Origin of the sequence: Kibdelosporangium aridum (assembly GCF_900176515.1) — a bacterium.
GTDB lineage: Bacteria > Actinomycetota > Actinomycetes > Mycobacteriales > Pseudonocardiaceae > Kibdelosporangium > Kibdelosporangium aridum.
Genome location: NZ_FWXV01000002.1, coordinates 1,902,104 through 1,923,543 on the forward strand (window position 1 = coordinate 1,902,104; position 21,440 = coordinate 1,923,543).

Genomic DNA, 21,440 nt, shown 5'->3' on the forward strand with positions numbered 1-21,440 from the left:
CCGCCCCAGACGTGACTGTCAGGGCCCGAACCAGCGTTCCTCGGTCGTCCGAGGCGGCGCGGCGGTCGTGCCCGGCAGGAACTCGGTCTCCAGCGTGATGCTGCGGGGCCGGGTCCGCTCGGAAGGGCTCAGCAACAGCCGCCCGGCGGCTTTGCCCTTCTCCAGCACCGGCTGGCGCACGGTCGTCAACCCGACCCGCTCGGCCTCGATGATCCCGTCGAACCCGGTGATCGTCAGGTCCTGAGGAACCCGCAGCCCGCGGCGCTTGGCCTCGGCCAAGGCACCGAGGGCCAGGATGTCCGAAGTGCAGATCAACGCCGTGATCTGCGAGTCTGCGTCGAGCAACTGGGCCGCGGCCGAGGCTCCCATCGCGCTGCTGTGGTCGAACCGCTCGACCACGGGCACGGAGGCCCAGTCCACGCCGACGGTCTCGAAGGCCGTCGCCAACCCGCCAAGACGGGTCCGCTGGACGTGGAAATGCGCGCTCTGTTGCCTTTCCACCGAGGCGAAGCCGTCGTTTCGGTCACGGGCGAGCCGCATGCACACCACGCCGATGCGGCGGTGTCCGAGCGTGATCAGCTTCTGGGCCAGTTCGGTGATCGCTGTGCCGTCGTCGATGCCGACGCGGTCAACGCCTTCGATGTGCGGCTGGTCGGCTATCACCGTCGGGACCGGGCGGGAGAGCACCGCCGCCAGATGCGGGTCGTCGTCCGGTACGGAATACACCACGAAACCGTCTACTCCGGCCCGGTGGACGGCCGCGACGTCTTCTCGCTCGGGGTTCACCGGCACGAGGTGCAGACCTTGGCCCGCGCCTTCGCACGCCAGCGCCAGTCCCTCGAGGAATCCCAGCGCAGCCGGGTCGCGGAACGCGTAGGACAGGTTCTCGGTCAGCAGCAGCCCGACCGCGCCCGCCTTGCGGGTCCGCAATGATCTGGCCACCGGGTCAGGGCCCGGATAGCCCAGCCGTCTCGCGGTCTCCAGCACCCTTCGGCGAAGCTCTGGAGACAGCTGGTCTGGCCTGTTGTAGGCATTGGAGACCGTTGTCCGGGAGACCCCCAGTTCGGCCGCCAGCGAGGCCAGCGTCGCCGGTCGCCGTACATGTATTGACCGCGCCATGCGGTGACGGTAACGGTTCAGAACCAATTGCAGAAGTCCGCCGAAGGGTGACTAGATCACTTCGTTGTTTGCCGAGGTCCAGGCGGCGAAATTCCATCTGTTGGTCTAGACCATTCAAATCGACCAAGAATGCTGGTAGAAACGTCGGATAGCAGTGGGTAACCGGTTACTTTGGTCTACACCACTTCGATACGCGCTGATGGCTGACGTATCACAAAAGACCAGCTACGGTGAGCGAGAACACAGCAGTAACCGAAGGGAACAACAGATGGCCGAGGTCTCGTACGTGGGCGCGTCCCGGGTGTTCGCCGGCAGCCCGCCGGTGCGCGCGGTGGACCAGCTTGACCTGGATGTCGCTGACGGCGAGTTCCTGGTTCTGGTGGGCCCGTCCGGGTCGGGTAAGTCGACGGCGCTGCGAATGCTCGCAGGTCTTGAGGACGTCGACGAGGGGACGATCCAGATCGGCAGCAAGGACGTCACCAACGTGCCCCCGAAGGGCAGGGACATCGCCATGGTGTTCCAGTCCTACGCGCTGTACCCGCACATGACGGTCGCCGAGAACATGGGCTTCGCTCTCAAACTGCGTGGCACACCCAAGACCGAAATCAAGGAGAAGGTGGCCGAGGCGGCCGCCATGCTCGACCTGAGCAAGTACCTCGACCGCAAGCCCAAGGCCCTTTCCGGTGGCCAGCGGCAGCGTGTCGCCATGGGCCGCGCCATCGTGCGCGAGCCCAGCGTCTTCCTGATGGACGAGCCGCTGTCCAACCTGGACGCCAAGCTCCGTGTGGAGACCCGCGCGAACATCGCGGCTCTCCAGCAGCGCCTCGGCACGACCACGATCTACGTCACGCACGACCAGGTCGAGGCCATGACGATGGGGCACCGCGTCGCCGTGCTGAAGGACGGGATCCTCCAGCAGTGCGACACCCCGCGTGCGCTGTACGACAAGCCCGCCAACGCGTTCGTGGCCGGTTTCATCGGCTCGCCTGCGATGAACCTCAAGACCGTGCCGCTCGCGGCTGAGGGCGCCAGGCTCGACGGCATCGTCGTGCCGCTGGAGCGCTCGGCCATGACGGCCGCCGAGAGCGCGGGCCTGACCACGGTGACCTTCGGCATCCGGCCGGAAGCACTGCGGCTGGCCAGCGTGGAGGAAGAGGGCATCGACATGACCGTCGAGCTCGTCGAGGAGCTCGGTGCCGACGCCCTCGTGCACGGCACCGTGAAGATCGGCGAAGGCTCGGAGCGGTTCGTCGTGCGTGTGGATGGCCGTACCCCGCCGCAGCTCCTCCAGAACGTCAAGATCGCGGTCCGGGACGCCAGCGAGGTGCACCTGTTCCACCCGGAGACCGGCGAGCGTCTCACCGACTGAGACACAGCAGTCCCGAAAGCGACCCCTGCCGACATTCGGTGGGGGTCGCTTTCTGTAGCGGGCGTCACTCGATCGGCGGAGGGAAAACTCAAAAGGTGTCGTAGACTTCGTAATCGACAACGGTTTCCATTTCCATGCAGGAGTACGCATGAGCCCCCGCCTTGCTTGGCCCGTCGCGGGCGTCACCGCCCTCGCGCTCACGCTGGCCGGTTGCGGCAGCAGTGCCGACAACCAGCCCGAACAGCCCCAGGCAGCGGGCGGAGCGGCGAAGATCGCGGTGGTCGCGTCCACCAACGTGTGGGGCAGCGTGGCGCAGGCCGTCGGCGGTGACCAGGTCGAGGTGAAGTCGATCCTCAACGACCCCGCCGCGGACCCGCACTCGTACCAGAGCAGCGCGACCGACGCGACGGCGCTGAAGAACGCCAAGCTGGCGATCTTCAACGGCGGCGGCTACGACGACTTCTTCAGCCAGCTGGTCACCGAGTCCGGCCAGGACGCACGCAAGATCGTCACCTTCGAGGTGTCCGGCAAGCCGGACGGCACCAACGAGCACGTCTGGTACGACCTGCCGACGGTCAAGAAGGTCGCGGACAAGATCGCCGAGGAACTTGGCGCGATCGCGCCAGACCGCAAGGACGCCTTCACCGCGAACGCCAAGGCCTTCGACGGGCAGATCGACCAGCTGATCGCCAAGGCCGAGCAGATCGGCAAGGCCAAGCCCGGTGCTCAGGTCGTGGTCACCGAGCCCGTGCCGGAGTATCTGCTGGAGACTGCGGGCGTGCGCAACGCGACGCCGGAGGAGTTCTCCAAGGCCGTCGAGGAGGAGACCGACCCGCCCGCGACCGCTATCGCGCAGACCACGGACTTGGTCAAGAACAAGCAGGTCGCCGCGCTGGTCAATAATGAGCAGACCGAGACGCCGGTGACCAACCAGCTCGACGAAGCCGCCAAGTCGGCTGGGATCCCGATCGTGCAGGTGAGCGAGACCTTGCCGGAGGGAGTCAGCGGTTACGTGGACTGGATGACGAAGCAGGTGGATGCGCTATCCAGCGCGCTGACGAAGTAACGACGACGGCGCAGGTGCCGACGCGAGTCGCCTTGCGTGGTGCGACGCTGGCCTACGGCAAGCGCACCCTGTGGTCCGGCCTGGACCTCGAGCTCAAGCAGGGCGAGTTCGTCGCGGTGCTCGGGCCCAACGGCTCGGGCAAGACGAGCTTGCTGCGGGTGCTGCTGGGCCTGCAGAAGCTGTCCGGCGGCTCGATACAGACCCCGGAGGGCACCGGGATCGGGTACATCCCGCAGCAGCGGGCGCTCGACCCGACGATCACGTTGCGTGGCCGCGACTTGGTCTCGTTGGGCTACGACGGTCACCGATGGGGAGTCGGCCTCAAAGGCATGCGGGAGCGCAAGCAGCGCGTCGACGAGGCCATCCGGGCGGTCGGCGCGGAGGCGTTCGCGAACCGGCCCGTCGGCCTGCTCAGCGGTGGCGAGCAGCAGCGGTTGCGCGTCGCGCAGGCGCTCGTCTGCGATCCGGACGTCCTGCTCTGTGACGAGCCGCTGCTGTCGTTGGACCTGGCGCACCAGCAGGCGGTCAGCCAGCTGATCGACAAGCGCCGGACCGACGCGGGGACTTCGGTGCTGTTCGTGACGCACGAGATCAACCCGATCCTGCCGCTGGTCGACCGGGTGCTCTACCTGGTCGACGGGCGGTTCCGGATCGGCACGCCGGACGAGGTGATGACCTCCGAGGTGCTCTCCGAGCTCTACCGCACTCGGATCGACGTGGTCCGGGTGCGCGGCCAGATCATCGTGGTCGGCGCGCAGGGCGCGGTCGAGTCCAACCAGCCGCATCACCTGCAGGTGGACTGATGGACAAGTTCTTCGACTTCGACAAGACCATCGAGGTCCTGCAGTACGGCTTCGTACGTGACGCCCTGATCGCCGCGGCGATCCTCGGTCTGCTCGCCGGTGTGCTCGGTCCGTTGATCGTCAGCCGCAACATGGCTTTCTCGGTGCACGGCACCAGCGAGCTCGCCGTGACCGGTGGTGCCGCGGCCTTGTTGCTCGGGTTCAGTGTCGGGTTGGGTGCCTTGGCCGGCGCGATCATTGCCGCTCTGGTGCTGGGGTTGTTGGCACGCAGGGGTTCCGAGCACGACTCGGTGATCGGTGTCGTGCTGGCGTTCGGGCTGGGCCTCGGTGTGCTGTTCCTGTGGATGTATCCGGGGCGGGCGTCGAACAAGTTCGGCTTGCTGGTCGGCCAGATCGTCAGCGTGGACTCCAGCTCGATCGTGCTGCTGGCGGTGTGCGCGGTGGTGGTGCTCGCCGTGCTGGCGTTCATATACCGGCCGCTGATGTTCGCGTCGGTCGATCCCGACGTGGCCAAGGCCCGTGGCGTGCCGACCGGTGTGCTGTCCCCGATTTTCGCCGTGCTCGTGGGCGTTGCGACGGCGCTTGGCGTGCAGACTGTTGGTGCCTTGCTGGTGCTCGCGTTGATGGTCACGCCTGCCGCGGCCGCCTGCCGGATCACCGCGAACCCTTTGCGGGCAACGATTCTTTCGGTCGTGTTCGCCGAGGTGGCCGTGCTCGGCGGGATCATCCTGTCGCTCGCTCCCGGTGTCCCGGTCAGCGCGTTCGTCACCGCGATCTCGTTCCTGATCTACATGGTCGCCCGCGCCTTCTCCCGGGTCCGTGCGACCGCTTAGAGCAGCAACACCTGCAACTCGCCGACGGCGAACCCGATGATCGCGCCCACCGCGATGAGCTTCCACTCGTCGCGGCGGAACGCCGGCCGCAGCAGGCCTTCGTACTCGACCCTGGTCAGGTCGCGCATCTTCGTCGCGATCGTGTTGCCGACGTCCAGCGTCTCGGTCAGGTAGTCCTCGGCGTGCCGGATCGTGTCGGGCAGCCGCTGGACGGCTTTCATCGCCGCGTCCCGTTTCATCTGCCGCAGGCGGTGTTCGCCGATCGCGCTGATCACCAGCGGTCTCGCCAGCTCGGCCTGTTCGTCGACCGTCTCCCAGACCACCTTCTCGACCAACGCCTTCAGCCGGTCGGCCCGAGGTCCATTGAGGACGGACTCGAGGATGTTCGGCACCGTCATGACCTCGTTGGCCACCAGCAGGCCGTACTGCTCGGCGACCTCGTCGCGGCGCTTCTGGAAAATCCCCTGGAAGCCGAGCTTGCGTTCCCTGGGGAAGAACACCAGCTTGATCGCCAGCCAGTCGGTGAACCAGCCGATGCACATCCCGAACAACGGCAGCACAAGCGGTTCCTTGGTCAGCGCCCAGACAAGTGTCTGGACCAGACCGAGCGCGAAGCCGAAGTAGATCCCCGACCGGGCGATGAACGCCATCTCCGGTGTGGAGATGTCCTTGATCAGCCGGACCATCAGCGCGGGATCACGGCGCAGCACGCCGACCGCGAGCTCCTTGATGTCCAGCACCTGGTCGATGTTGTCCTGCAACGCTTCGACGATCTTGCGGACGGCTTCCGGTGCGCCCGCTTGGACCTGCTTGACGACCACATCCTGGGCGAGCACGGGCAACGCTTCCCACAAGCCGGGATGGTGCTTGGCCATCACCTCGCGGGTGATCGCGTCCACTTCGAGCAGCAACGCCGTTTCGAGCTCGTGAGCCAACCGATCCGCATCGACCCTGGCGAACACTTCACGGGCGTCGACCAGCCGCGTGGTCAGTATCTCCGCGGCGATCCGGATCATCCGTTCGGCGTTGCGGGGGACAACTCCTTGCCAGCCAAGGAATGTACCGGGGATCCCGATGAACCGCAGCGGCCGGAACATCATCTCGATGGCGATCCGTTTGGTGACGTATCCGAGCGCGGCCGCGACGAACGGCATCGCCACGTAGACCACCCAGTCCGCCATGACGATCACGGTAGCGAGGGTTCAGGGCAGTCTGCCTGGCGGCACGCTCGGCGGGACGTACGGGAACTCTCCGGCTTGGACGGCCGGGCCGCCCAGTGGACCACCGGGCCGCTTGCGATCCATCTCCATCAGCCGGGCTTCGGCGTACTCCAGTGCCCGCTTGCGCTTGGCCGCCAGCGTGAAGCCCTCGGTGTAGTGCAGAAGGCACCGCGCGAACGGCCACAGCAGCAGCCCGCATGCCAGCAACGGGCCCAACACGAACCGATCCCCGGGCTGCTGCTCGGCTCCGATCAAGGCCAGGGCCGCGCAAACGGCCAGCCCGACGGACGCGATCGCCAAGGCCTCCGCCCCGGGGAACTTCTTCCGGGACCGGGCGATCTTCGGGTCCAAGTGCGCGGCGAGCTGGGCACGCACGAGCCAGAGGCGCCGCAATGTGTGGTCGGGTGGGACGTCACCGACTGGGACGTCCGTCTCTGGCACTCCGGTCACGTCGGGCACGTCTGGCAACGGGTCGGGGAAGTCGAACCACGCCTCGTGCGGCAGCCATTCCGGCTGCCGCGGCGGCCGGAAACGGCGGGTACCTGGCCGATCGGCGACATCGCAGTCACGTACTGACTCAGGTTCGTGCCACTTGTGGCCCAGTACGGCCAGCCATGCGGCGACCGTCCCGACAACGAGCACTGCCAGCCAGCTGTCGGAGTCCGCACGGCCGTTCTCGATGTCGTAACCCAGGCCGATCAGCGTGAATGCGCCGATCAGCCCGGCGAAAACCTTGAACAAGTACCCCGGCGTGCTCACACTCGCTTTATCGCCGCTGGTCGGCTCGCGTTGACAGGGTCGCGATCGAGTGAGACATTGAAACAAACATAGCCGCTTTGTCTCAGGGAGGTCTTGGTGCTGGTTTCGCGACTGCTCGACCTCGGCGACCTCGCGATGATGGGCAACCTCAAGCGCGGTATCGCGCTGACCTGGGCGAAAGCCTTGAACGCCGACAAGCTGCCCGGCGAGCAGTACACCGGCCCGGCAGGCGATCCCGGGTTGTTCGGCCCGAAGTCGGTGATGTGGTACGTGCACGACGACCCGTCCGGGGTGGTCGGCGGCGTGATGGGGCTGATCCTCGGCTCACTGCACGAGCCGACGATGCACGGCACGAACAAGCACTCGGTCTACAAGGACGACCCGCTCGGCAGGCTCGGCCGCACGGTCTCGTTCGTCAACACGATGTGCTGGGCCAGCACCCCGGTCGCCGAGAAAATGGTGCAGACCGTGCGGCGTATGCACAAACACGTGCACGGGACCATGCCCGACGGGCGCACGTACGACGCCTCGTCCTCCGAGGACCTGACGTGGACCGGCGTGACGCAGGCCTACGGGATCATCCAGGCACACCTGCGCTATCACCCGCGTCCGGTGTCCAAGGCGGACGTCGACCGGTACTACGCGGAGTACGCCGTGATCACCGAGATGCTCGGCGCGACCGACGTGCCCAAGACCGCGGCGGACGTCGAAGCCTACTTCGCCGAGATGCGCCCGCAGCTGACGTTCTCCGAGGAAACCGCCGATGTGGTCCGCTTCTTCACCGGACCGATCGGCAAGACCGCGACCGCTCGCGCGGGCAGCAAACTGCTCAACAAGGCCGCGTTCGACCTGCTGCCGCCGTGGGCGAAAAAGCTGTACCGCCTGCCGGACAACCCGATCGACCAGATGATCACCCGGCGTTCCTTGCGGGTGCTGCTGCAGCTGTTGCGCGACAGCGTCGGTGAATCGCCGATCAAAACGCAGGCAGTCGAACGCGCGACGGCCCGCCCGGAGGTACTGTCACAGACTGGATAGTGTCGTGACTCGGGGAGGCCATCCTGATTCCACAGTGGGTGGTCTACGTGTCGATGCCGTTCATCGCGGCGGTGATCGGCTACGTCACCAAGCGTGTCGCGATCGAGATGATGTACCGGCCGGTGGAGTTCGTCGGCGTCAAGGGCACGTTCATCGGCTGGCAGGGCGTCATCCCGCGCAACGCGCACCGGATGGCCAGCGTGGCGATGGAACTGCTGACCACCAACCTGATCCGGCCGAAGGAGATCTTCGCGCGGCTGGACCCGCAACGCGTCGCGGAGGAACTGCGCGAGCCGCTGCTGCGCGCGGTCGAGGACGTCACCCGTGAGCTGATGGCGGAGTACCAGCCGCAGCTGTGGGAAATGCTGCCGGCGCAGGCACAGCAGCGGCTGATCAAGCAGATCCAGGCGGACGCGCCGCGTGTGGTCGAGAAGCTGATGCGTGAGATCGCGGGCAACATCGAGGAAGTCCTCGACGTGCGCGATATGGCCGTGCGCAACCTGGTGCGCGACAAGGCTTTGCTCAACCGGCTGATCCGGGACGTCGCCCAGCCGGAGATGCGGTTCATCGCGCACTCGGGCATCTACTTCGGTTTCGTCATCGGCCTGGTGCAACTCGGCGCGTGGGCGCTGACGCACAGCCCGTGGATCATGCCGATCTTCGGTGGCCTGACCGGCTGGCTGACCGACTGGCTGGCGCTGAAGATGATCTTCTTCCCGCGGGAGCCGAAGAAGTTCCTGTTCTTCACGTGGCAAGGTATGTTCCAGCGCCGCCGGATGGAGGTCGCCCACGACTACGGCGACCTGATCGCCCGCGAAGTGCTGACCGTGCAGAACGTCCTCGAAGCGGTGCTGACCGGACCGAAGTCCGACCGGCTGTTCGCGTTGGTCCAGCGCGAGGTGCAATGCGCGATCGACACCCAGGTCAGCCTGGTCAAGCCGCTGGTGGTGCTGACCGTCGGTTCGCGCCGGTACCAGGAGATGAAGAAGGTGGCCGCCAAGCGCGCGATCGAGTTGTTGCCCACCACGGTGAAACACGTCGAGGACTACGCCAGCAACGCGCTCGACGTCCGCAACACGATCATCACGCAGATGCAGCAGCTCACCCCGATCCAGTACGAAGGCCTGCTGCGCCCGGCGTTCCGGCAGGACGAGTGGAAACTCATCGCGGTCGGCGCGGTGATCGGCTTCCTGGTCGGTGAACTGCAAGTGCTGCTCCTGCTGCACTGAGCGCCGTGGCGGATAGCCGCCAGAATTCCTTGCCTCAGCAAGTTTTCATGGAGACATGAACACAAAAGTCGCCCTGATCACCGGGGGCAGCAGGGGAATCGGTGCGGCAACGGCGATCCGTCTCGCCCAGGACGGCGCCGACGTCGCGTTCACCTACCACCAGAGCAAGGAACGCGCGGCGGACGTCGTCGAGCAGATCAAGACAACCGGCCGCCGCGCACTGGCGATCCAAGCCGACAGCGCATCGCCCGAAGCGGTCAAAGAAGCGGTATCCCAGACCGTCGCCGAGTTCGGACGACTGGACATCCTGGTCAACAACGCGGGCACGGCAGCGTTCGCACCGATCACCGAACTGTCCATATCGGACTTCGACCACGTGGTCAACGTCAACGTGAAGGCCGCGTTCGTCGCCGCACAAGCCGCAGCCGCCCATCTGGGCCCGGACGGCCGGATCATCACGATCGGAAGTTGCGCGGCAACCCGCGTCACCGGTCCCGCGTACTCGCTGTACTCACTCAGCAAGACGGCTTTGATCGGCCTGAACAAGGGCTTGGCCCGGGATCTGGGGCCACGGGGGATCACCGCGAACCTGATCCACCCCGGCCCGATCGACACCGAGATGAACCCAGCCGACGGCCCGATGGCCGACGAGAACCGCGGCCACGTGGCGCTGGGCAAATACGGCGAGGCATGGGACGTCGCCGCTATGGTTTCGTACCTCGCAGGTGAATCCGGCCGGTACGTCACCGGCGCGGAGATCGCCGTCGACGGCGGCTACACGACCTGACCGGGACAAAGTCCTGAGCTACTTGGGGACACGGTCACTGGCGAGCCGGGAGTCGCGGCGCTGGTTGGGTGTCTCGGTGACGCTCTTGTTTCGGGTTCTTGAAAAGAATTGCAGGGAGCCACTCAGAGGGAGGGGCTTTCACCAAGGAAAGCCATCCGAACCACCGTCCCGCTACGGCCACCGATCTTGACGAACCCCCGCCGGGGAACGGCGGGGGCATCTCCTTTGGCGAGGGGCTAGGCGCCTGCGGCTTCGCGGGCATCCTCGCGACCATCGTCCGCCTTGGTCGCCTCGTTCGCCATCTGGCTGAACGAAGCACCAAAAGCACCAAGCGGGATCTGCATGCCGCCGACGCTCACCATGTAACTCGGTTCGCGGACGTTCTTCGCGGTCTCCAACGCGTGCATGACCTCATTGCTGTGCTTGTTGCCGAACAGTTTGCGGGCGATGTCCGCGATTGCCTGCTGTGGCAAGCGGTTGAGCTCGTTGATCGGCCGCATCAGTTGTTCCTGATTGCGGTAGCCGCCCTTTGTCCACGCGGCCCAGGAACTTTCCGGGACTGCCTTGGGCGGAGGCATGTTCGGCATCGTGTCCGCCCGCTTCGGCGGTGGCGGTGGCGGGTCTTCGACCTTGGGCGTCGTGCTCGATGTCGACGTGCCTGCGGGTGCTGTGTCCTGCCGCTTGGGCGGCGGTGGCGGGGTTCCGTCGGCGGGCAGCGAGTTCGACCGGGGCGGCGGAGTTGGCGTTGGGTCTGGGGTCTTGGGTGGCGGCACGGCCAAGTCGGGCGGCGCGGTGTCCGAACGCTTGGGCGGTGGCGGTGCGGAGGAGCTGGGGGAGGTCTTGAACGGTGGCAGGTTCGCCAGGTCGTCCGACGGGTTCTTCCAGCTGCCGCCCGGCCGCCATGGGTTACGCCGTGCCGCGTCGGCGAAGCGTTCCATCCGCTTGGCGACGTCGGCCATGTACTGGGACAGGTCCGCCATCCGCTTGGACATCCGCCCGACGATGCCGGTCAGCTTCGAGATCAACTTGGCGATCTTCGCCGCTGTCGACGCGGCCAAACCGATTGCCGTGGCGATGAAACCGGCGATCGACGCACCGAAGGTGAAGAACGCCGCCGCCACCGCGGCCAGCGCTCCGGCGACCAGGCCGCCGATCAGCGTGGCGATGATGTCCCGGACCAGCGCACGAGTCGCGGCGACGGCCACGCCCATGTTCACCGTCGTGTCCGAGGCGCCGGACACGATTTCCCCGTAGGACTGCAGTTCCTCGGACAGGTCCTGCATGCTCTTGCGGAACTTGTCGGCGGCCTCGCCTTTCCAGCCCGCGACCGCGGCCAGTGCCTGGTCGTGTTCCGCCGCGTACTGCTTGAACTTCGCGGCCTCCATCTGGATCAGGGCCGCGTTGGCCTTGATCGCGTCCGGATCGCCCATCAGCAGGTCCAACGGTTCACGCAGGAAGCCGATGTGTTCGATCAGCCAGCCGACACCGGCCGCGAACACCGTTCCCAGCGGGTCGAGCACCATGCCGAGGACGTCAAGGCCGACGGTGACGCTCGCGACCGCGATCTGGGCGGCGTCGTTCTCGCCTTCCTTCTTGATCGCGCCGACCAGTTCGGAGAACGACTCGACGATGCCGCCGCCGGCGAACTTGTTCTCGTCGTCGAGCCGGAAGTTCGAGTACTCGTAGGCCTCCCTGACCTCTTCCTCGGTCTTCGCCTCAGTACTCACTGGTTGCCCCCGAAGTTGTTGTTCGCGAGGAAGGTGTCGTTGTCGGCGTACGCCTGCGCGGAGTTGTCCACGCCGGTCGCGGCGTCCCGGATGCTGTTCGCGCCCTTCTCCAGCGCGGCGCTCGCGTCACCGGTGGCCTTGCGCGCGCCGATGGAGAACAGCTGGCCGACGATGCCCCATGTGGTCACGTTGTAGCTGACGCCACGCACCACGTTGGCCGACGAGTTCACCTTGTCGGCGGTGTCCCGCAACGCCTTCGCGAAGGCACGCAGTTCGTCGTCGACGACTGCGAAGCTCTGATCAGGCACGGTGTTCTCCCAACGTCACCAAGGCTGCTCGAAGTCGTCGTCGTCCTGTGTGGATGGACGGCGGGGTGGCCGCGGTGGCGCGGCAGGCGGAGGTGGAGACGGAGGCGGTGTGGACGGCTGGGGAGGCTCGTCGATGTCGTCCACTCCGGGCAGGCCGTCGACTGGCGCGTCGGAGACGTGTTCGGGTGGTGGCGGCAGGAATTCCTGCAACATCCGCATCGCGTCCGTGCCCTCGGCAACCGGAGCGAATGCCTGGGCAACGCGGTGGGCGGCCTCCCGCTGCGCTTCCGCGGCAACACGCATGATGATCCCCGCCAGCTCGGCTGGCGGATACCGTGTGGTCGACGGCGCAAGCTGCAGGTCCTGCAGCGCACCGGTCGGGCCGACGGTCACGCGCACGCCACCGTCCGGCGACGTGGCGGTCGCGCCGGAGGCGGCGATGTTCTGCTGCAGGTCCGCCGACTTGCGTTGGAGGTCGGCGATCCGGGCCTCGAACCCGGCCATCCAGTCGTTGATCGCTTCGGTCACCAGGTCTCGCTTTCAGGCTGCGCGCAGCAGTTCGTCGATACGGTTTGCGATCCGGTCGGCACCGGCGGGCGCGATGCTGACCCACGTCCCGTCGTGCACCATCAGGTAGCGCCCGGCACCAGTGTCGAACCACGTGATCATGGTCTTGGACCGGGTTCGCCGGCTGGCACGCATGCTGGTCGCCCTGCTGGCGGTGGTGACGCCGAACTGTCCACCTCGGACACGACGGTTGGCCAGCTCGAGCAGTTCCCTCGCGTCGTGCTCGCTGACCCCGTTGCGCACCAGGATGCTGCGCTCGTCGTCATCGCCGAACGGATCGTCGTCGTCGCCGTCGATCGCCCGCTGCACGGCCTGATGCGGCACGGAAATCGCGCTGCCGGTGCCGGGCTCCCCGACAGGTAGAACGTCCACAATGGAACGAGGTAGTGACGTGTGGCGGATGGCCGTGAACGACACGATGTCGTCTTCGACCGTGGCCAGCACTCCTTGACTGCCGTCGGACGCGGCCAAACCCCGGATCGGGCCGTCGGCGAACCCGACGGTGTCCACCGACACCGTCGGTGCGGCCAGCACCCGCAGCAACTCGGGCAAGCGACCGCGCAGCAAACCTCTGTCCGCCAATGCGTCGAGAGCTTCGGTACGCATCCTGTCGCGCTCGCTCATCGTCGTGCCGTTGCTGGGTACGTCGATCGGATACGGCATGCGCCCGAGTTCGAGGTGTTCCCACAGGAAGTCGAATTCCCGCGCGGACACGCTGAAGTCCGTCACGAATCCTGCCGTTCTTCCCTGTGCTGCTTGGCTGTCTTCTCACCGATGACGAGCGGCACCATCCGGCCAGGCTCCTCGACGATCTTCTCACCGGTGGCGTACTTGGAGCGGTGCTCCTTGTCCTCCTCGCCGCGCTGCGCGCCACCCATCGGACCCATGCCCATCCCAGGTGCGCCTGCAGCGCCAGCCCGAGCCGCAGCGGCATTGTTTCCGCCGCGCATCGCCGCTTCCTCGGCAGCGTAAGCACCGATACCTGCGGCACCGCCGGGTGAACTGAAGCCGGCACCGCCACCCATGCCACGAGGCACGAACCCACCGCTGCTCGCACCGCCAGTGGGAATACCGCCGCCGGCGTAGTTCAGGCGTGGTGCGTTGGGATCCCCGGTCAGAGGGGAGAAGAAATTCGGCACCTTCGGCGGCACGTAACCAGGAGGCGTGGTTCCTGGCGTGTAGCTCGGAGGCATGGTCGGGTTCTTCGACCCGGTGAGGTTCGGGTTGTACGGCGTGTACGTCCCACCGGGCAGGTTGGGGTTGGGCGGGGTGTAGTTGACGCCGCGGTGCGTGGAGTCGTTGGGATAGCCACCGCCGGTTCCCGGAATCGTCGGCGGGGTGTAACCGGACGTGCTGGTGCCGAGGTTGGGAACGTCGGGCACCTGGATGTTCGGTGGCGTGTACGACTGTGGACTGTTGAAATTGGACGGTCCGGCCGACGCGGCCGCCGGGTTGTACCCGAAACCGCCCTGCGGAACACCGCCACCACCACCGGGAACGCCACCAGGGACACCAGTGGGGACACCACCGCCGGGGGCACCACCGCCGCTGAACCCGCTCGGAGAACTGATGGGTGTTCCGGACTGGCCCGTCGGCACGCCTCCAGCGGACATCGCCATCATCGCGCCATCGGGACCAGACGACGTCGGGGCTCCCGTCGCGGTGGCCATTGGCGAACGCATCATCAGGCCGTTCATCGCGCTGCTGTCATCGGACGTCGCGTCCGGCGGGACGACGAACCGTGGAGTCGTCTGGTCAACGGACCGAGACTCGTTCTCCATCTCGGTCATCACCCGGACAGCCTGCTCATGCGCGGCACGTGACTGCTCGCTGGCGACCTGAACGTCCTTGGCAGCGGCCATGAAACCGGCGAGGCCACCCGAGCGGAAGCCCTGCTCCAGCATCGCCCGGTAGTCGAACTCGAGTGGCTCGGGCATCGAAGCCTTCGCGCGTTCGGTGGCCAGCCCCTGGTCCGCGATCCGGGTTCCCATGTACTGCGAGGTCTGCGCCGCGTCGCCGCCCCAGGTCGCGAGCTTCAGCGTGGACTCGCGGGCCATCTGGGCGCCGACGCCGGTCCAGCCCGATTCGGTGCTGCGGATCGCCTCGTCCATGGCGCGGGAGTTCTCCGCCATCATGTTGCCGAGGTCGGTCCACTCCTTGGCCAGCGCGTACGCCTCGGCCGGGTTGTTGTTGGTGTGCACCGATTCGTACAGCTGCCGGTGCGGCACGCCCGCCCAGTTGCCGGACTCGGTGATCACACGGTCCTCGCCCAGCGAGACGTTGTCGTCCAGCTTGTTCGCCGCGTTGTCGATCCTGATCTGGTCGAACAACCGGCCGAGGTCGCCGAAGAGCCCTTCACGGCCAGGGTTGGCCTGGTCGGACACCGGTGCGTCGAAGGTGTCGTAGCGCTCGAACTCGTCCTGGTCGAACCCGCTGTGGTGCCGATCGTCCGCCATCAGGCCAACTCCCCTGACACGCCGTGGAACGCCTGCGCGGAACCGCGCTCGGTGGACTGGTAGCCGCGGATCGCGTGATCGACCGCGTCGTGCGCTTTCAGCAGCATCTGGTGGTACTGCGCCAGCACGTTCACGAACGAGACGTCTTCGCCGTCGGCACGGCGTTCGAACTTGCCGGACATGGCCTCGCCGACCCAGTTGGTGCCCAGCGGCACCGGACGCGACATGCCACGCAGCCTGGTCAGCCACTCGGCGGCGGCGTCAGCCTGGCCTCGTAACGTGGTCAATAACCGTTGGCCCGCTTCGGGTTCGAGTGTGACCTGGCCCGACTTGACCGCGGTATCCAGTGCCGCGACATCCACCATCCGCTCGCTCAAGGTCGTCGCGGCATGGCTGGCAGGGGTGTTCGGCGCGTCGGCGGGTTCGTCGACGTACATGGAAGTTCCTTCGCAGGGGAGACCCGATGAGGGTCGGAAGCGCTCTCACATAACGCGCGCAGGTTATCGACAGAGCGTCAGAAATGCCCAGCGGCACACGTGGCACAAATTCGCCACGGGCCTAGAACTTGACGTAGAGGAACGGGCTGAATGTGCCGGACGCCACCAGGATCGCGGCGTAGACCAGGCCGACGGTCATCACGCCGACGCGGACGATCGTGGCAGGCTTGCTGGTCGAGGACTCGATCAGCGGTCCGGTGACCGGGTGCGCGGGCATGAACAGGATCGCCAACGCCGCCACCATGACGACCAGACGCTGGTTGGTCAATGCGCTCTCGGCGATGTCGGTCAGGCCGTCGAAGTCCGGCAGGAACATGTGGCCGACCATGTTCATCGCGCTGGTCAGGTCATCGGCGCGGAAGTAGACCCAGCCGATCACCACCAGCAGCATCGTCAGCACGCGGCGAGCGATCTTGGCGCCTTGGCGCGACGGCGCCTCCTCAAGGTGGAAGCCGCGCTCGATGATCAGCAGCGCCCCGTGGAACATGCCCCACACCAGGAAAGTCCAGTTCGCGCCATGCCAGAAACCGGTCAGCACGAACACGATGCACAGGTTGCGGTACGTCTTCGCGGCGCCGTGCCGGTTGCCACCAAGCGGGATGTAGACGTAATCACGGAACCAGCGGGACAACGACATGTGCCAGCGCCGCCAGAACTCGGTGATCGTCACCGACGAATACGGCCGAGCGAAGTTCTCCGGCAGCCGGAAACCCAGCATCCGCCCAAGCCCGATGGCCATGTCCGAGTACCCGGAGAAGTCGAAGTACAGCTGCAGCGTGTACGCGATCGCGCCGAGCCAGGCGATCGCGAACGTCATCTGGTCGTCGGGCGTGCTGAAACACGCGTCCACGAACGGCGACAAAGAGTCAGCGATGATGACTTTCTTGCATATCCCCAGCGCGAACCGGGGGAAGCCGGCCGCGATGTCGTCGAGCCGATGACTGCGGTGCTGCGGCAGCTGATCCGCGATCTCCCGGTACCGGACGATCGGACCAGCGATGAGCTGAGGGAACATCGCGATGTACGTGACGAACGAGACCGGGTTGCGAGCCGCGTGCCGTTCACCGCGATAGATGTCGACCGCGTAGGAGATGTGGTGGAACGTGTAGAACGAGATGCCGATCGGCAGCGCCAGCTCCGCCACCGGGAAATCGCCCCCGAAGATCTGCGCCAACGCGGCGATCTGCTGAGTAGCGAACCCCGCATACTTCCAGACCGCCAGCACAGCGAGGTCGAACGCGATCACCGCGAACAAGATCGCCCTGCGCTGCTTGCGATTGCGATCCCACTGATCCGGCTCGAGGAACGGCCCAGCGAAGAAGTTGACCACCATCGTGGTCAACAGCAGCCAAGTGTCCGAACCCGCAGCGGTCGCATAGAAGAAGATGCTGGCGACCGCGATGATGCCGTTACGCCAACTACGCGGCGCGATCAGGACAGCAGCCAGCACCGTCGGCATGAAGTACCACAGGAACAGCGGGCTGGCGAACGACATCGAGTACCTCGTTGGAAGGACAGGGCCTCGAAGACCCTATCCGACCAAATGGGTGAACGTGGTCAGATCCCGCACGCCAACCCCAGACCGACAGCAAGGCACAGCCAACCCGGCGAGCCTACGGCACACCACCGACACAAATCGGCCCCTGACCTGAGCACCCCCCGATGACCCAAAGTACCGAGAGGGTCTGACAGAAAGAGGGGCAGACAAGCAGAGGCGACCGCCCAGTCCACAGCGAAGGTGCCCCAATCACAACGAAGGAGCGCTCAACCCGCAGCCAAAGGTGCCAACGCCCAAGGGGCGTCCAACCAGAGTGAAGGCGCGCCCCGGCCCACCAACGAGGCGCGCCCCAACCGAAGCGGAGGCGCGCCCTAAGCAGTAGTCGGCGCGATTTTGTGTGGAGTGGCGCCGCAAATAAGCTTGTCGGCGGGGCAGGGCCGCAGGTCCTGCCCGCTTTCCCTGTCCTTTGCGGCGCAGAGGCTCCACACCAAATCGCGCCGACCCCTCACAGCAGCGCGCCGAAAGAACCACAGCGCGCCGAAGTAGGCACAGCGCGCGCCGCAGGTGGCCCACAGCGCGCCGAAGGCGACCACAGCGCGCGCCGCGGTGAGCCATAGCGCGCCGACCCAACAACACAGCGCGCCGTGGTGACCACCGTGAAGCGCCGCAGTGAGCCGAGCGCCCCGTCTCAGCCCCTGCTAGATCCGGCCAACTATCCGGCGTCGCCGAGCGATCTCAGCCAGCACAACACTCGTAGCCACCGAAGCGTTCAGCGACTCAACACCCGCAGCCATCGGAATCGACACCGTCTTATCACACCGCTCACGAACGAGCCTGCTCAACCCGCGACCCTCAGACCCAACAACAACCACGATCGGCCCGTTCGCCAGCTCCAGCTCATCAACAGTGATCGTCCCGTCGGCGTCCAAACCGACAACCATCAACCCAGTGTCAGCCCAGTCCTTCAACGTCCGAGTGAGGTTAGTCGCAACGGCCACCGGCAGCTTGGCCGCCGTGCCCGCGCTCGTCCGCCATGCGACGGCGGTAATGCTCGCGCTACGGCGTTGCGGCACAACCACTCCGTGCGCGCCGAAAGCCGCTGCGGAACGAATCACGGCACCCAGGTTGCGGGGATCCGTCACACCATCCAGCGCCACGAGCAGCGCGTCTTCACCGGAGTTCTTGGCTGCTTCGAGCAAGTCGTCCGGGTGCGCGTACTCGTACGGCGGGATCTGCAGCGCCAGCCCCTGGTGCACGGCGTTGTGCGTGAGCTTGTCCAGCTCGGGACGCGAGACCTCGAGCACCGAGATGCCCCGGTCCGCGGCCATTCGCACCGCATCCGTGACGCGATCGTCCGCGTCCACGCCCAGTGCGACGTACAACGCCGTCGCGGGCACCTCGGCCCGCAGGCACTCGACGACCGGGTTGCGCCCGGCCACCAACTCCGAGGTCGGGCCGGCGTCCTTGCGCCGTTCCGGGCGCTTCTGCGTCGTCGATGCTGACTTGCGGTAAGCCTTGTGATTGGGGCGATCCTGCGCCTTGGGCGTCGGGCCCTTGCCTTCCAGGCCCCTGCGGCGCTGTCCGCCGGAGCCGACCACCGCGCCCTTCTTGGTGCCGGGCTTTCGCATCGCGCCCTTACGCCTTGAGTTCCCGGCCACGCTAACTGTCCTTCAATGTCCATAGTGGACCGTCGGGGGTGTCCTCGACGGTGATTCCCGCGGCGAGCAGGCGGTCCCGCACCGCGTCGGCGGCCGCGAAGTCTCGCTCCGTGCGCGCCCGCTGCCGCTCTTCCAACATCGCGTCGACCAATGTGGCCAGCGCGTTGCGGTGTGCTGCGTCCGTTGTGGACTCCTCTGACCACCTGTCCGACAACGGGTCGAGTCCGAGAACGTCCATCATCGCGCGAACCGATGCCGCTGCTTCGCGGGCCTCGGCGTCCTTGTTGGACGCCAGCGCGATGTTGCCTTCCCTGACCGTGTTGTGCACAACCGCGATAGCCGCGGGTGTACCGAGATCGTCGTTCATCGCCGCGGTGAATTCGGCAGGCACCTCGCCAAGCTCGACAGCGCCGAGCCTGCCGGTCACGTTGCGCACGAACGTCTCGATCCGCCCGTACGCCGACACGGCCTCGGCCAGTGCGGGCTCCGAGTAGTCGATCGTCGACCGGTAGTGCGGCGTGACCAGGTAGTAGCGCAGTTCCGGGGCCCGCACCTTGTCGAGCATCGCCGGGATCGAGACCACGTTGCCCAGCGACTTCGACATCTTCTCGTTCGCCATGGTCACCCAGGCGTTGTGCAGCCAGTACCGGGCGAACCCGTCACCGGCCGCGTGCGACTGCGCCTGCTCGTTCTCGTGGTGCGGGAAGATCAGGTCGATCCCGCCGCCGTGGATGTCGAACTCGCTGCCCAAGTACGTCGTCGCCATCGCCGAGCACTCCAGGTGCCAGCCGGGACGACCAGGTCCCCACGGCGTCGGCCACGACGGCTCGCCGGGCTTGGCGGCCTTCCACAACGTGAAGTCGCGGCTGTCCCGCTTGCCCTCGGCCGCGCTCTCGCCCTGCTGCACCTCTTCCAGCTTCTGGCCGGAAAGCGCGCCGTACGCAGGGAACGTGCTCACGGCGAAGTAGACGTCACCCGCGGCCGCGTACGCGTGCCCCTTGTCGATCAAGCGTTGCATCAGCTCGACCATCTGGGTCACGTGCCCGGTCGCGCGCGGCATGTACGAGGGAGGCAAGCAGCCGAGCGCGTCGTACGCGTCCTCGAACGCGCGCTCGTGTGTCTGTGCCCACTCCCACCAGGGCCTGCCCGCTTCGGCCGCCTTGTTCAGGATCTTGTCGTCGATGTCCGTGACATTGCGAACAAGAACGACGTCCAGGCCGCCATGCGCCAGCCAACGACGCAGCACGTCGTAGTTCAGCGCGCCACGGACATGGCCGATATGCGGAATTCCCTGCACAGTGGCCCCACACACGTAGATAGACGCCGTTCCGTTCCGCGCGGGATGAAACTCCCGCGTGCTCCGGGTCGCGGTGTCGTACAGGTGAAGGGTCACAAAGAGATGGTACGGGAGCCGTGAATCGGCTTTACCAACCGTTCTCGGCCAGTACGTCAAGCAGTCCGTTCGGCCGTTGACCGACGGGCAGCGGATCGACAATCGCGACCGAGCAGCCGATCTTGGCCGCGCCGCCGTCGGCCTCTTCACTGTCGCCGATCATCAGCACCTGCTCGGGCAGCAGGCCAAGGCGTTCGCAGGCGACGCTGAAGATCCGCGGATCCGGCTTGACCGCACCCTCCTGAAAGGACAGCACGAATTCGGTGACCAGATCGGCGACTCCGAGCCGTTCGAACACGGGCCGGATGTTCCACGCGATGTTGCTGACCACGCCGACCGGAATTCCGGCTGCCGCCAAGGTTTTCAAGGCGGCCGCGGTATCCGGGTACGCCTCCCAGTTCGTGGAATCCAGCATCCGGTGGTAGAGCAGTTCCGGGTTGCCGACCCCCGAACCGTGCAGAACCGCGAGGTAGAGCTCGCGGTGCAGCGGCGGGTCAAGATCACGCCGGTGCCATTGGTCGTAGAGCCGCTCGGGCAGCCCTTCCGGGCGTCCGGTCGGAGCCGTCATCCGGCGCATGATCTCGGCCTGCCGCTCGCCGTCCAGCGGGTTGCCGTCGTGGTCGACCAGCCCGGACAGATCGGGCTCGAGCCGGAACAGCGTGCCGGAGTAGTCGAACAGGACCCCTCGGAAGTTCATGCACCCATCTTAAGCGCTTCAGACGGCGTAGCCGGTGAGCTTTTCCGGAGTGAGCCGGACGATCACGCGCACGTTGTCGGTGCCCTCGTCACCGGTGTAGTCCTTGCCGGTGTACTTCAGCGACAGGTCGTTGATCAGCTTGAAGCCGTTCTCCTCGGTGAACGTCACCGTGCCGCGGGCCTCGAAGTAGCTGTACGGGTTCTCGCTGTCGAAGACCGAGATGCTCGCCCGCGGGTCGCGCCGCAGGTTGCGGTCCTTCAACCGGCCCTTCACGGTCGACACGAGCAGGTCGTCGCCATCGCGCGTGATCCACACCACGGACGTCTGCGGGCTGCCGTCGGCGTTGACGGTCGCGATCGTCGCGAAGTTCTTCCCGTCGACGATGGCACGGACTTTGTCTGGGAGAGCAACCATGCGGC

At 66.4% G+C, this 21,440-nt stretch carries 21 protein-coding genes; 7 read left to right on the plus strand and 14 right to left on the minus strand.

The window, feature by feature from the left end:
- Positions 1-18: 18 nt before the first annotated feature.
- A complete protein-coding gene (locus B9C43_RS18605) occupies positions 19-1,119 on the minus strand; it encodes a LacI family DNA-binding transcriptional regulator (RefSeq protein WP_084428320.1) in 1,101 nt (366 codons plus the stop codon).
- A gap of 268 nt (positions 1,120-1,387) precedes the next feature.
- Here B9C43_RS18605 and B9C43_RS18610 point away from each other — a divergent pair, with 268 nt between their 5' ends.
- From B9C43_RS18610 to B9C43_RS18625, 4 genes are all read left to right on the plus strand, one after another.
- A complete protein-coding gene (locus tag B9C43_RS18610; protein ID WP_033388365.1) occupies positions 1,388-2,488 on the plus strand; it encodes an ABC transporter ATP-binding protein in 1,101 nt (366 codons plus the stop codon).
- A gap of 148 nt (positions 2,489-2,636) precedes the next feature.
- Positions 2,637-3,554, plus strand: coding sequence for a metal ABC transporter solute-binding protein, Zn/Mn family (locus B9C43_RS18615; RefSeq protein ID WP_084427840.1), 918 nt, complete (start codon positions 2,637-2,639; stop codon positions 3,552-3,554).
- Positions 3,555-3,568: 14 nt separating this feature from the next.
- Positions 3,569-4,357 (plus strand): metal ABC transporter ATP-binding protein, encoded by a 789-nt coding sequence (locus B9C43_RS18620; RefSeq protein ID WP_200825568.1) that lies wholly within the window; start codon positions 3,569-3,571, stop codon positions 4,355-4,357.
- Positions 4,357-5,190, plus strand: coding sequence for a metal ABC transporter permease (locus B9C43_RS18625; RefSeq protein ID WP_033388368.1), 834 nt, complete (start codon positions 4,357-4,359; stop codon positions 5,188-5,190). The genes B9C43_RS18620 and B9C43_RS18625 overlap by 1 nt, the downstream gene beginning before the upstream one ends.
- On the opposite strand, the gene B9C43_RS18630 is transcribed toward B9C43_RS18625, so the two are convergent.
- Both B9C43_RS18630 and B9C43_RS18635 read right to left on the minus strand, forming a co-directional pair.
- The gene (locus tag B9C43_RS18630; protein WP_084428322.1) at positions 5,187-6,371 is read right to left on the minus strand and encodes a DUF445 domain-containing protein; all 1,185 of its coding nucleotides are present in this window, start codon (positions 6,369-6,371) and stop codon (positions 5,187-5,189) included. The genes B9C43_RS18625 and B9C43_RS18630 overlap by 4 nt on opposite strands.
- A gap of 21 nt (positions 6,372-6,392) precedes the next feature.
- Positions 6,393-7,169 (minus strand): hypothetical protein, encoded by a 777-nt coding sequence (locus B9C43_RS18635; RefSeq protein WP_084427844.1) that lies wholly within the window; start codon positions 7,167-7,169, stop codon positions 6,393-6,395.
- A 96-nt stretch (positions 7,170-7,265) separates the two neighbouring features.
- Between B9C43_RS18635 and B9C43_RS18640 the strand changes: the two genes are divergently transcribed.
- Genes B9C43_RS18640 through B9C43_RS18650 form a run of 3 tightly spaced genes read left to right on the plus strand, consistent with a single transcriptional unit; the run spans position 7,266 to position 10,220 of the window.
- A complete protein-coding gene (locus tag B9C43_RS18640; RefSeq protein ID WP_084427846.1) occupies positions 7,266-8,204 on the plus strand; it encodes an oxygenase MpaB family protein in 939 nt (312 codons plus the stop codon).
- A gap of 53 nt (positions 8,205-8,257) precedes the next feature.
- Entirely contained in the window at positions 8,258-9,433 is a 1,176-nt protein-coding gene (locus B9C43_RS18645) for a DUF445 domain-containing protein (protein ID WP_084428324.1), read from the plus strand.
- A gap of 55 nt (positions 9,434-9,488) precedes the next feature.
- Positions 9,489-10,220, plus strand: a complete 732-nt coding sequence (locus tag B9C43_RS18650; protein WP_084427848.1) for an SDR family NAD(P)-dependent oxidoreductase — start codon at positions 9,489-9,491, stop codon at positions 10,218-10,220.
- A gap of 236 nt (positions 10,221-10,456) precedes the next feature.
- Here B9C43_RS18650 and B9C43_RS18655 read toward each other — a convergent pair whose 3' ends face one another.
- From B9C43_RS18655 to B9C43_RS18715, 11 genes are all read right to left on the minus strand, one after another.
- Positions 10,457-11,947, minus strand: a complete 1,491-nt coding sequence (locus B9C43_RS18655) for a WXG100 family type VII secretion target (RefSeq protein ID WP_051896748.1) — start codon at positions 11,945-11,947, stop codon at positions 10,457-10,459.
- Positions 11,944-12,255: a type VII secretion target gene (locus B9C43_RS18660; RefSeq protein WP_084427850.1), complete on the minus strand. Its 312-nt coding sequence runs from the start codon at positions 12,253-12,255 to the stop codon at positions 11,944-11,946. The genes B9C43_RS18655 and B9C43_RS18660 overlap by 4 nt, the downstream gene beginning before the upstream one ends.
- Before the next feature lie 15 nt (positions 12,256-12,270).
- The gene (locus B9C43_RS18665) at positions 12,271-12,783 is read right to left on the minus strand and encodes a YbaB/EbfC family nucleoid-associated protein (protein ID WP_235038677.1); all 513 of its coding nucleotides are present in this window, start codon (positions 12,781-12,783) and stop codon (positions 12,271-12,273) included.
- 12 nt (positions 12,784-12,795) lie between these two features.
- The gene (locus B9C43_RS18670) at positions 12,796-13,551 is read right to left on the minus strand and encodes an ESX secretion-associated protein EspG (protein WP_084427852.1); all 756 of its coding nucleotides are present in this window, start codon (positions 13,549-13,551) and stop codon (positions 12,796-12,798) included.
- Complete coding sequence (locus B9C43_RS56730) at positions 13,548-15,278, minus strand: hypothetical protein (protein ID WP_160096561.1); 1,731 nt, start codon at positions 15,276-15,278, stop codon at positions 13,548-13,550. Before B9C43_RS56730 ends, B9C43_RS18670 begins: the two co-directional genes overlap by 4 nt.
- Complete coding sequence (locus B9C43_RS18690; protein ID WP_051896752.1) at positions 15,278-15,715, minus strand: hypothetical protein; 438 nt, start codon at positions 15,713-15,715, stop codon at positions 15,278-15,280. Before B9C43_RS18690 ends, B9C43_RS56730 begins: the two co-directional genes overlap by 1 nt.
- Positions 15,716-15,836: 121 nt before the next feature.
- On the minus strand, positions 15,837-17,270 hold the full coding sequence (locus tag B9C43_RS18695; protein WP_033388383.1) for an MBOAT family O-acyltransferase: 1,434 nt from the start codon (positions 17,268-17,270) through the stop codon (positions 15,837-15,839).
- 701 nt (positions 17,271-17,971) lie between these two features.
- Positions 17,972-18,931: a 23S rRNA (guanosine(2251)-2'-O)-methyltransferase RlmB gene (rlmB, locus tag B9C43_RS18700; RefSeq protein ID WP_084427860.1), complete on the minus strand. Its 960-nt coding sequence runs from the start codon at positions 18,929-18,931 to the stop codon at positions 17,972-17,974.
- A gap of 1 nt (position 18,932) precedes the next feature.
- Positions 18,933-20,324 (minus strand): cysteine--tRNA ligase, encoded by a 1,392-nt coding sequence (cysS, locus tag B9C43_RS18705; protein WP_033392503.1) that lies wholly within the window; start codon positions 20,322-20,324, stop codon positions 18,933-18,935.
- A 31-nt stretch (positions 20,325-20,355) separates the two neighbouring features.
- The gene (locus B9C43_RS18710) at positions 20,356-21,021 is read right to left on the minus strand and encodes an HAD family hydrolase (protein WP_084427862.1); all 666 of its coding nucleotides are present in this window, start codon (positions 21,019-21,021) and stop codon (positions 20,356-20,358) included.
- 18 nt (positions 21,022-21,039) lie between these two features.
- Positions 21,040-21,435, minus strand: coding sequence for a PPOX class F420-dependent oxidoreductase (locus tag B9C43_RS18715; protein ID WP_033392501.1), 396 nt, complete (start codon positions 21,433-21,435; stop codon positions 21,040-21,042).
- Positions 21,436-21,440 lie beyond the last annotated feature (5 nt).